This window comes from Lactobacillus gigeriorum DSM 23908 = CRBIP 24.85 (assembly GCF_000296855.1).
Lineage (GTDB): Bacteria > Bacillota > Bacilli > Lactobacillales > Lactobacillaceae > Lactobacillus > Lactobacillus gigeriorum.
The window spans coordinates 1-10,932 of sequence record NZ_CAKC01000031.1 but is presented as its reverse complement, the minus strand read 5'-3'; the positions used below and the strand labels follow the sequence as shown (position 1 = coordinate 10,932).

Here is a 10,932-nt window from a genome sequence, read left to right as displayed (position 1 = left end):
CCGCAAGTTGGTGCCGTTAATGTGGCTGCCGATGTAATTCAAGAACATGCTTGGCTGATTCATTGGCTTCATAGTTTGCATAAAAAAGTATTCGTGTGGACAGAAATGAATGAATCCCCTTCGCTTTGGGAATGGTTAATCAATCGTAATATTGATGGCGTAGTAACCAATTTTCCCGAATTAGGCTTTAAATATAAACTAGCAAAAATGGGAAGTAAGAAGTATCCAATTAACCGAACAGGAATATACTTTGGAAAACAAAAAACACCGACAATGATGAACCCCTACATCAGAGTGCATGAGAAACAATACATTTATCCTGGTCAAAAGTTGAAGATTATGTATGGTGTCAATATTGATAATCATTGGTATTATCAGATCGCCAAGCATACTTTTATTTCGGCTGAATTTGTGACTTTGGACCTAACTGAAAACGACGTTCAAGTTTATCACAATCAAAAAATTATTGCCAAGCCACAAAGGGATATCTCTATTTATAAGTACCCCAATAATTTAGCTAAGACTAATAAAAAACTGCAAAGCAACAAGTTATACACAATTTTAAATTTTAATGGGAGTCCTAAGAGCCTTTGGATCTATACAAATCAGGGATGGATCAAAGCAAGACAAATTCTCTTCTATGGATTCTTCAACGATTCTTTATTACACAAGTACCAGCAACAAAAACGTTTAAATCGTTATAACAATATCGCACTATTAAAATTTAGACTAGATGAAGCATCTACTTCTGATATCTTTGAACAAAATCTAGCTACTGAGAAAATTATTCGACAGTTAAAATCTGTTTTTTGATAATTTTTAAATCAGCATCCATAGTGTAAATTATCGGTTCTGCATTTGGTACTTCTAAGTTAATAATTTCTTGGTTATTAATCCGTTCTAGCTTTTTTATTAAAGCGCGCAAACTTGAACCATGTGCCACAACCAATTGATCTTGATCTAACCGCATCCTACTTGCAATTTGGTCATAATAATAAGGCATCAAACGATCTTGTGTCTGATGCAAACTTTCTGCCCGTGGAATCAATTTAGGGTCTAACAAAGAATATCTTCGGTCATTTAGAGGTTGTTTTTGTAAGGGTGGAATTGCATCAAAGCTTCTACGCCAAAGTAATACTTGTTCTTTACCATAAATTGAACGCGAAGCATCTTTATTAGTACCTTTTAAGGCTCCATAATGTCGTTCATTAAGTCTCCAAGTTTTGGTAATTGGCAATGCTAAAAATCCGCAGGTCTCTGCGATAATATTGGCAGTTACTATTGCTCGCGACAAAACCGAAGTATGAATATGAGTCGGATAAAAATCATTAAGTGTTTTTAAAGCTTCGCCTGCTTTTCTAGCTTGCCTAATCCCTTTATCCGTTAACGGCACATCATTCCATCCGGTATAAACATTTTCTGCATTTGCAATACTTTCACCGTGTCTTACTAAAACTAACTTTACCATTAGTCTGCCTTCATTCTCTAATTTATCAATTTAGTTATCAACAAGATCAGTCCTGCAATTAAAAAGATGCTTCCTAAAACCGCATAAGCAATAATTCCTTTACGATTGGCTGCTTGATGTCGGCGATTAATTGCAATTGCAATGTCATATAAGCCTACGATAATAATTATTATAGCTGTAAAAATATTTATTTCTCCATTCATTTGTTAACCTCAATTTTTATTCTTCATGTCCAAAACTTGCAATCATTTCATCGTTTTTGCCTCGTTCACACTCAGCTTGAAAATTAACATGATTGATTCCCAAAGTTGCTAATTGGTCTGAAATTTGTTGACACAGCTGCTCAAATTTTCCTGCTGGCAGATCATAATCAACATTTAAATGGGCATCAAGCATTATATAATCTTCACTATAACGCCATATATGAACATGATGCAAATGCTTGACTTCAGGGTGCGCTAAAACAATTGTTCTGATTTTCTCCAAATCTATGTCTGGATTGGTTTCCATTAATACATTTGCTGCTTTAATACTAATTTTTACAGCTTCAATGAAAACAAAAATGGATACCAAAATTGTTAGGAGTGGATCAAGCCACGATACCTTCGTAACCATTATCACTAATCCCCCAATGACGACTACAACACTGGAAAGTGCATCACTCATCATGTGTAGAACTGTTGCTTTGATATTTAAATTATTTTTAGCATGCATCCCAATAACAAGCATCGATACTGCATTAGCAACTAATCCAACCACCGCTACAGTTAACATTAATCCACCTTTTACCGGTTGAGGATCAAAGAACCTCTGAATAGCTTCAAAAAGTAAAAAAATACTAATAATTATCAAAATTACACCATTAGTAAAAGCAGCTAAAGTTTCAACCCGTTCATAGCCAAAAGTTTTCCACTGATCTCTCTTTCTTTTACTGATTAAGTGCGCTACAAATGATAGAATAATCGCACCTACATTGCTTAAGTTGTGTACTGCATCAGATAATAAAGCCAATGACCCCGACAGCGCACCACCAATAAATTCTACCAAAGTTATGATGATATTTAACAAAGTTACTGCTAAATATCTTTTAGTTACTTGATCTTTTTTCACTCCTAATAACCATCCCTTCTCTACAATAGTGTAACAAAAAAGCCCCACTTATGCAGTGAGACTCTTATAAATCAATCGCTTTTTGATTGTAATCTACTATTTCGAATTTACCATTGGAATGTAGAATACCTCTTGTTACACTACCATTATCAGGAAAGATAATATCATGTTGACCATCACTCTGGTTCCAATACTTAATTGCTAATGTCTTGATAAAATCCCCATGAGAAACTAACAAAACACGCTTTTCATTCTTGGTAATTTCCTGCAAAGTAGCAATTGCTTTTACCATTCGTTTATCAAGTTCTGGCATATCTTCAGCCAAGTGTCTTGGATCTGCCTTTTTTGTAGCAGCACGAAATTCTCTTAATCCTACGCGATTAATAATTTTTTGAACATTGGTTTCATGACCAATTCCTGCAGTTTGAGCGATTTGATCCCAGGTTTGATCAATATCATCACCTTCAAAACTACCAAAGAAAACTTCTCTGAATTCTGGTAACTTACGAATTTTACCAATTGTAGAAACCTGATTAGCATCCTTCATCAAATGGACCGTATCAATTGCTCGCTTCAAGTCAGATGAATACATGTTATCAAAGTGAACTTGAGCTAAAGCAGTTGCAGTTCTCTTCAAATCATCAATCCCTTTTACTGTTAACGGCGAATCACACCAACCTTGTACTTTGTTAAGTTGATTAAACATCGTTTCGCCATGTCGAACTAAGTAAACTTCTGTTGCCATTAAATCCCCCTTTTCTGTGAATAACTTCAATTACTATATTTTAACAAAATCTTTTTCTAAAATGCACTATAAAGCAAGTATCCTGCTAATATTACTGAGAAAAATGCGGTTATCCACCGTACAAGCTTCGCTGATAAATACTTTATCGTTTTTTGGCCTAAATATCCACCAATAAATAATCCTATTGCAAGCGGAATTGTAAAACTCCATTTTACTTTTCCACCTGAAATAAAGATACAAAGTGCAATTAAATTACCTAACGAACCTAAAATATTTTTCATTGCGTTAATGGTTATGAATTTAGCATCGCTCAAATACGGTAATATAATTAAGTTAATGACACCTGCAGCTGCTCCAAAGTAACCAGTATAGATTCCACAAAAAATCATTCCAATATAGGCGAAAAACTTGGTCTTGGAAGTTTTATTTTGTGCAAGAGCAGTCAACTTAGGATTTCCACTGATAATCAACATGCCCCCAGAGAGCAGAACTAGAAATGGAACGATTTTTTCAAAAATTTTCCCTGGAAAAATAACTAGTAACAAACTACCTACTACGGCTCCAATTCCCATAACAACAGCATATTTTGCTAATTCTTTCCAATGACCTTTCATTTCTTTAAGGGAAGATAAAGTAGAACCAATTCCCGTAAAAATTAATGCTGAAGTATTTGTTATATTAGCAATTACTGGTGCCGCTCCTGCTATTAAAAGAGCCGGATATGAAACCAGTGAAGCCATACTTGCGATTGCTGAGACCATGCCAGCAAGTACTCCTGCTATAACTAAAAAAATGAATATACCTATTGTCAAATTTCTCAAGACCTTCTATATTTTTGAGTTTATTATGCACTTCTTACCAATATCTGTCCACTTGTGATTTTGTTAAAAAGTTTAAATGTAGGTATAATTAACTAATGAATAGAAAGGATGATCTTTATGCCAAAAGTTGCCGTCGTTTTTGCAAACGGTTGTGAAGAAATTGAAGGGCTTAGCGTTGTTGATGTTTTAAGAAGATTGAACATTGAAACCGATATGGTTGGTTTAACAAGTAAAACTATAACTGGGGCACACAACATTTTAATTACCTGTGAAAAAATTGTTGATAACTCTCTTTTAGATTATGACTTAGTTGCTTTTCCAGGTGGTTCAAAGGGCGCTGAAAATTTAAGAGATAGTCAGGAATTAAAGGATTTAATGATCAAACGTCATGAAGAGCATAAATGGAATGCTGCGATGTGTGCGGCTCCAATTGCGCTAGCTCGTTACGGTTTGTTGAAAGATACCGATTATACATGCTATCCAGGTTTTGATGAGCAAACAAAAGCAGAGGCACCTACAGGAAGATTCTATAAAAATATTACTGTGACTGATAAAACACAGAAAGTAATTACAAGCCGTGGACCTACAACTGCGTGGGCTTATGCTTATGAGATAGCTGAACAATTGGGTGTCGATACTACTCAATTGAAGAAAGACATGTTATATAATTATTTATCTGAAAATATCGCACAAAGCTTGTAATCCCAATATACATAATTTTGAGCAAAACAAAAAACATTCGCAAACGCGAATGTTTTTTTCGTTGAAATCACTTTTGTACTGTGACCAACTGACAATAGCAAAACGTTGATATAAAATATTAACGCTTTGAGAATTGTGAAGCCTTACGAGCCTTCTTCAAACCTGGCTTCTTTCTTTCCTTCATTCTTGGATCACGAGTTAAGAATCCAGCCTTCTTTAAAGGACTACGGAAATCAGGGTCAACATCAAGCAAAGCTCTAGCAATACCATGACGGATTGCACCAGCTTGACCTGAGAAACCACCACCGTTAACATTAACGTGGACATCATATTGACCATCAGTTTCAGTTAAAGTCAAAGGTTGCTTTAAGTCCTTAACTAAGTTAGGGAATGGGATGTATTCATCAACATCTTTTCCGTTAACAACGATCTTACCGTTACCAGGTACTAAACGAACACGTGCAACTGAGTTCTTGCGACGGCCAGTACCAATGTATGCAGCTTGTTGTGCCATTATTTAACCTCCTAGATTAATTTGTTAATGTCTAATTCTTCAGGCTTTTGAGCTTCGTGCTTGTGTTCAGCACCAGCGTAAACATGCATCTTCAAGAATTCTTGGTGACCAAGTGAGTTCTTTGGAAGCATACCCTTAACTGACAATTCAACTAATCTAACTGGGTTATTAGCAAGTAATTCACCAGCTGGAGTGGCTTTGATGCCACCACGGTAATCAGAGTGACGGTAGTAAATCTTGTCAGTAGCCTTTTTTCCAGTCAACTTAAGCTTAGCAGCGTTAATGATAATAACGTTGTCGCCAGTGTCAACATTTGGTGTATATTGAGGCTTATTCTTACCTCTCAAAATAGTGGCTACGGCTGCAGAAAGACGACCTAAAGATACGTCAGTTGCATCGATAACATACCACTTACGTTCAATTTCACTAGATTTAGCTAATGGTGTAGTACGCAATTTAAATTCCTCCGTTTATTTGCAGTTTGAAAACAATAAGTTTCCGGGGCCTATCGTGGACAAACATACTATATTAGATTACGTCCTTTTTCGACAAATGTCAATTAGATTTGCTTATCTAATCGATATTTATTTGGGATTTCGTCATAAAAAACATGATATAAGTATAGTCCACTGCCCTGTGCAGTTAATCTAACTTCTTGTCGATCTTTAGCCGCTATCACTCTTACTAGGTCATGAACCGGCCTTCTGCCATTGCCGATTTCAAGCAATGCTGCCACCATAATACGAACCATATTGTAAAGAAAACCAGAACAAATAAAATCGAATATTATCTCATTTTCTTCTTCATCTTTAGATACTTTGACATAATACATCGTTCTAACTTTATCAATAATTTGTCCACCACTGGCTGCGAAGCTAGTAAAATCATGCGTTCCTAGTAAATCTTTAGCTGCCTCCTGCATTTTTTCAAGATCGACAGGATACGAATAATGACCAGTATAATAGCGTTTAAATGGATTTACAAAATGATCAAGGCTGACACGATATCTATACCACTTTCCTTTTATACTGTATCTTGCGTGAAAATCTTCATTGACAATTTCACACGTTTTAAAAACCATATCTGTTGGCATCATTGAATTTAACGCCATTAACATATGGTCAGCAGGAATTTCTTTCCCAGGATAATCAAAATGAATTACCTGTGCTAGTGCATGCACTCCTGCATCAGTTCTTCCAGAGCCTTCAACAATTACTCGCTGACCTTTGGTCATTTTTGTTAATGCAGCTTCAATTGTTCCTTGAATGGTTCTTTGATCAGGTTGCATTTGAAAGCCATGAAATAAATGCCCATCATAGGCCAAAGTCATCTTATATCTTGTTGTCATCAATGTGTCCTAAAAACTAATAATAATCCTACAAGTAGTACAAAATATGACAAATTATATAAATCATATTTTGACCATTTCAAAATTCTATATCTACTTCTTCCTTGGCTACCTCTATAGCCTCTAGATTCCATTGCAGTCGATAAATCAATCGCCGTTTCTAATGAACTTATGAAGAGCGGAACCAATAATGGTGCGATTGCTTTCGCCCTTTTGATCAATCCTCCACTACTAAAATCAGCCCCCCGTGATCGTTGGGCATTCATTATTTTAAGCACCTGATCAAACAGCGTAGGAACGAATCTAAGAGCAATTGACATTACAAGAGCAATCTTATCAACTGGAACTTTTATCAGTCTTAGAGGGCTTAATAGCCACTCCATTGCGTCTGCAATTTCTAATGGCATCGTAGTTAGTGTCATTACTGTCGAAATTAAAATAATCAATGTAAATCTGATAAAAACATAGACAGCATTGGTTAAGCCATAACTAGATATAGTAAAAATCGTCCATTGCCAATAGGTAGTACCTCCAGTTGTGAAAAACAATTGTAGTAATGAAGTGAAAAAAATTAACCAAATAAGTGGTTTTATTCCATCCCATAATACTTTTATTCTTAATCTTGTAGCTAGAATTGCAACAATAGAAAAAAATACTGTAATCGAATACGTGATCCAGTTATTAGCTAAAAAGATAAAAAAGATAAAGCAGATCGTTGCAAGTAATTTTCCTCTAGGATCCATTTTATAGATTAATGAATCACCAGGAATATAGCGTCCAATAATAATCTTACTCACAGACTCACTCCTTTACATTCTTGGAAATTCCCTGTACTAATTGGTTGAGGGTTAATGGCGTTTCTGCAAAATCATAATTTGTTAATTGATTTGCGAATTTGGTAGCTGTTGGTAAGTCTAAATAATGTTCTTTCAACCAGCTTGGGTTCGAAAAAATCTCTTCTGGACTTCCGTGCTTAATTAATTTACCATGTTCTAGCACTAATACATCATCCGCATATTCAGCTACATCATCCATATTATGAGTAACTAAAATAACGGTATGTCCTTCTTTTTGATAATCCAAGAACAATTGCATCATCTGTGCTTTAGCTTGTGGATCAAGTCCAGCTGCTGGCTCATCAAGACATAAAACATCCGGTTGATAAGCCATCACCCCAGCAATTGCTACTCTTCTCATTTGTCCCCCTGAAAGGTCAAATGGAGATTTAGTAGCAACCTCTGCTGGTAAGCCCACTTTTTCGAGCCATTTCCCAGCCAATTCTTTTGCTTCCTCATCCGTATAGCCAAAGTTTTTAGGGCCAAATGCAATATCATCTATTACGGTGTTTTCAAATAACTGTGCTTCAGGAAATTGAAAAACTAAACTGACTCTTCGTCTCAATTCTTTGAGATTCTTATTCTTGGTTTGCGGTGTAATCGTTATTCCAGCAATTTTTATTTCACCACTAGTAGGCTTCAAAAGAGCATTAAAATGTTGCATTAAAGTAGATTTACCACTTCCTGTATGACCTATTAGTGTAATAAATTTGTTTTCTTTAATAGTAAAATTTATGTTATCCAATCCTTTTTTCTCTAAAGGTGAACCCGGTGAATAAACATAATTTACATTTTTAAATTCAATTGACATAAATACTCAAGTAACTCTTCCTGACTCTTAATTTTATTCGGAATATCGATTCCATTTTCTCTTAATTTTGTCATTAACCGGTAGATAAAAGGTTCTTCTAAGCCGATCTTTTCAATTAAATCAGCTTGTTTAAATATTGTTTCAGGGGCTCCTTGATCAATAATTACCCCATCGTCGAGAACAATAATATCATCGGCTTTTTCTGCTTCATCAATATCATGAGTGATCGAGATAACAGTCAAATTATTTTTTGCTTGCATCTTACGAACTAAGCTTAAAATGCTCTTTCGACCATTAGGATCAAGCATGGAAGTTGCCTCATCTAGAATTATTATTTGAGGTTTAACAGCAAGGATCCCGGCAATAGCTACTCTCTGCTTCTGACCACCCGATAAATTAGAAGGTTCAGCAAATTTATATTCCATCATGCCTACGTTAGCAATGCTTTTATCCACAATATCTAACATCTGCTCACGTGGTACACCTCTATTCTCAAGTCCAAAAGCCACATCATCAGCAACCGTTGCACCAACAAACTGATTATCAGGATTTTGAAAAACAATTCCTACTCGATCTCTTACTTGCCAAACTGTATCATCACTTAATTTGATACCATCAACTTCAATTATGGTATCTGAGTCTTTGTCTGGTATAAGAAGCCCGTTTATTAATCTAGTAATCGTTGATTTACCACTTCCATTGTGACCTATGATTGCAGTCCATGATCCTTTTTTTATGTTAAAACTAATATTATTAATCGCTGGTCGTTTAGCTTCTGGATAAGTCAATGAAACATTGCTAAAACTGATAATATTGTCCACGATTTCACCACCTTAAAACATTTAACGAATCCTATTTTACCATTAAAGCATAAAAAAAATCATCCATGAAGAGGGGTGAGATTTCACCTAAGCTAGACTAAGCTTTCGCCATCATCATCGCGCTTATTCTCACTTTCATGGATAATTCTTAATAGCTATTAAGTTACTTGTTTCTGAATTATACTAATTCAAGAATAACCATTGGCGCACCATCACCCTTACGAGCTTGTGCCAATTTCATAATTCTGGTGTAACCACCATTACGGTCCTTGTAACGAGGTGCTACATCACTGAAAAGCTTTTGCAATGCTGATTTAACAACAACTGCATCGTTTTCTTCCTTGATATCAGCAATTTCATTACGTACAAAAGCAGCAGCTTGTCTTCTAGCAGCTAAATCACCGCGTTTACCTAAAGTAATCATCTTTTCGGCAGTCTTACGGATTTCCTTTGCACGTGCTTCAGTAGTAACAATGCGTTCGTTAATGATCAATTGAGTAGTCATTTCTCTTAGCATTGCTTTTCTATGTGCACTATCGCGACCTAATTTACGGTATGCCATGAGTTTGCCTCCTTATTTGCTGACTGGACTAATCTTCTTTACGAAGTGAAAGACCCAAATCAGCCAATTTGTTTTTAACTTCTTCCAATGATTTACGCCCTAAATTACGTACACGCATCATATCTGATTCTGATTTATCAGTTAACTCTTGTAGAGTATTAATGCCTGCACGCTTAAGGCAGTTATATGAACGAACAGAAAGATCCAACTCTTCAATAGTCATTTCGAGTTTCTTTTCCTTCTTATCGTCTTCCTTTTCCACCATTACTTCGCTAAATTTAGAATTAGCATCAGCAGATTCAAATACCTTGAAGTGCTCTACTAAAATCTTAGCTGCAAAGCTAAGGGCGTCATTAGGGTTGATTGAACCGTCTGTCCAAATCTCAAAAGTGAGCTTGTCAAAGTCGTCTCTCTTACCAACACGAGTAGATTCAACTTGATAGTTAACCTTCTTAATTGGTGAGAAAAGAGAATCCACAGGGATCACGCCGATTGGCATATCATCACTCTTATTGTCACTAGCTGCAACATAACCTCTACCGTTCTTAACGGCAATTTGCATGTGCAGGTGTCCACCTTCGGCAATAGTACAAATGTATTGATCAGGATTCAAAACTTCTACGTCAGCACCAACTTGAAGATCATCAGCAGTTACAGTAGCAGGTCCTTCAATGTCTAATTCAATCACTTTTTGTTCATCAGTAAGTGACTTTAACTCAAGTTTCTTTAAATTAAGAATAATCTTGGTAACATCTTCACGAACACCAGGAACTGTTGAGAACTCGTGTAAAACGCCATCGATCTGAACGTAAACAAGTCCTGTACCCGGAATCGAAGTAAGCAACACTCTACGAAGAGAATTACCTAAAGTGGTACCAAAGCCTCGTTCTAGTGGTTCAACAACAAACTTACCGTAAGAATCTTCTTGTTCAACAACGGTAATATTTGGTTTTTCAAATTCAATCATTACTAGGCCCCTTTCAAAACGCTACGTCCCACAAAAAGGACAAAACTAAACACGACGACGTTTTGGTGGTCTAGAACCATTGTGGGGAACTGGCGTAACGTCACGAATTGCAGTAATTTCAAGACCAGTTGCTTGAAGCGATCTAATAGCAGATTCACGACCAGCACCAGGACCTTTTACAGAAACTTCAACATGTTTCATTCCTTGGTCCATTGCACTCTTAGCTG

15 protein-coding genes and 1 pseudogene are annotated in these 10,932 nt (G+C 36.0%); 2 read left to right on the top strand and 14 right to left on the bottom strand.

Annotation, left to right across the window (positions count from 1 at the left end):
- Positions 1-813 (top strand): annotated as a pseudogene (locus BN52_RS02945) (glycerophosphodiester phosphodiesterase); the annotation flags it as partial.
- Here the strand turns inward: BN52_RS02945 and BN52_RS02940 are convergent.
- The 5 genes from BN52_RS02940 to BN52_RS02920 all read right to left on the bottom strand — a co-directional run bounded on the left by BN52_RS02940 (position 785) and on the right by BN52_RS02920 (position 4,135).
- Entirely contained in the window at positions 785-1,468 is a 684-nt protein-coding gene (locus tag BN52_RS02940) for a 2,3-bisphosphoglycerate-dependent phosphoglycerate mutase (RefSeq protein WP_008472686.1), read from the bottom strand. The pseudogene BN52_RS02945 and the gene BN52_RS02940 sit on opposite strands and share 29 nt — an antisense overlap.
- Positions 1,469-1,485: 17 nt before the next feature.
- On the bottom strand, positions 1,486-1,671 hold the full coding sequence (locus BN52_RS02935) for a hypothetical protein (protein ID WP_008472685.1): 186 nt from the start codon (positions 1,669-1,671) through the stop codon (positions 1,486-1,488).
- 16 nt (positions 1,672-1,687) lie between these two features.
- A complete protein-coding gene (locus tag BN52_RS02930; protein WP_008472683.1) occupies positions 1,688-2,578 on the bottom strand; it encodes a cation diffusion facilitator family transporter in 891 nt (296 codons plus the stop codon).
- Positions 2,579-2,642: 64 nt separating this feature from the next.
- Positions 2,643-3,323, bottom strand: a complete 681-nt coding sequence (locus tag BN52_RS02925; protein WP_008472682.1) for a histidine phosphatase family protein — start codon at positions 3,321-3,323, stop codon at positions 2,643-2,645.
- 56 nt (positions 3,324-3,379) lie between these two features.
- Positions 3,380-4,135: a sulfite exporter TauE/SafE family protein gene (locus tag BN52_RS02920; protein ID WP_008472681.1), complete on the bottom strand. Its 756-nt coding sequence runs from the start codon at positions 4,133-4,135 to the stop codon at positions 3,380-3,382.
- 126 nt (positions 4,136-4,261) lie between these two features.
- Between BN52_RS02920 and BN52_RS02915 the strand changes: the two genes are divergently transcribed.
- Positions 4,262-4,846 (top strand): DJ-1 family glyoxalase III, encoded by a 585-nt coding sequence (locus BN52_RS02915; protein WP_008472680.1) that lies wholly within the window; start codon positions 4,262-4,264, stop codon positions 4,844-4,846.
- Between the two features lie 118 nt (positions 4,847-4,964).
- Here BN52_RS02915 and rpsI read toward each other — a convergent pair whose 3' ends face one another.
- From rpsI to BN52_RS02870, 9 genes are all read right to left on the bottom strand, one after another.
- Positions 4,965-5,360 carry a 30S ribosomal protein S9 gene (gene rpsI, locus BN52_RS02910; RefSeq protein ID WP_008472679.1) on the bottom strand — a complete coding sequence of 132 codons (396 nt, stop codon included), beginning with the start codon at positions 5,358-5,360 and terminating at the stop codon, positions 4,965-4,967.
- An 11-nt stretch (positions 5,361-5,371) separates the two neighbouring features.
- Entirely contained in the window at positions 5,372-5,815 is a 444-nt protein-coding gene (rplM, locus tag BN52_RS02905; protein WP_008472677.1) for a 50S ribosomal protein L13, read from the bottom strand.
- A gap of 104 nt (positions 5,816-5,919) precedes the next feature.
- Positions 5,920-6,708 carry a tRNA pseudouridine(38-40) synthase TruA gene (truA, locus tag BN52_RS02900; protein ID WP_008472676.1) on the bottom strand — a complete coding sequence of 263 codons (789 nt, stop codon included), beginning with the start codon at positions 6,706-6,708 and terminating at the stop codon, positions 5,920-5,922.
- Positions 6,708-7,505: an energy-coupling factor transporter transmembrane component T family protein gene (locus BN52_RS02895; RefSeq protein ID WP_008472675.1), complete on the bottom strand. Its 798-nt coding sequence runs from the start codon at positions 7,503-7,505 to the stop codon at positions 6,708-6,710. Before BN52_RS02895 ends, truA begins: the two co-directional genes overlap by 1 nt.
- 4 nt (positions 7,506-7,509) lie before the next feature.
- On the bottom strand, positions 7,510-8,355 hold the full coding sequence (locus tag BN52_RS02890; RefSeq protein WP_008472674.1) for an energy-coupling factor transporter ATPase: 846 nt from the start codon (positions 8,353-8,355) through the stop codon (positions 7,510-7,512).
- The gene (locus BN52_RS02885; protein ID WP_040473333.1) at positions 8,331-9,179 is read right to left on the bottom strand and encodes an energy-coupling factor transporter ATPase; all 849 of its coding nucleotides are present in this window, start codon (positions 9,177-9,179) and stop codon (positions 8,331-8,333) included. Before BN52_RS02885 ends, BN52_RS02890 begins: the two co-directional genes overlap by 25 nt.
- Positions 9,180-9,354: 175 nt before the next feature.
- Positions 9,355-9,738, bottom strand: a complete 384-nt coding sequence (gene rplQ / locus BN52_RS02880; protein ID WP_008472672.1) for a 50S ribosomal protein L17 — start codon at positions 9,736-9,738, stop codon at positions 9,355-9,357.
- Positions 9,739-9,766: 28 nt separating this feature from the next.
- On the bottom strand, positions 9,767-10,705 hold the full coding sequence (locus tag BN52_RS02875) for a DNA-directed RNA polymerase subunit alpha (protein ID WP_008472671.1): 939 nt from the start codon (positions 10,703-10,705) through the stop codon (positions 9,767-9,769).
- A gap of 45 nt (positions 10,706-10,750) precedes the next feature.
- Positions 10,751-10,932 (bottom strand): small ribosomal subunit protein uS11 (locus BN52_RS02870; RefSeq protein WP_040473332.1); only part of this gene is annotated, 182 nt, incomplete at its 5' end.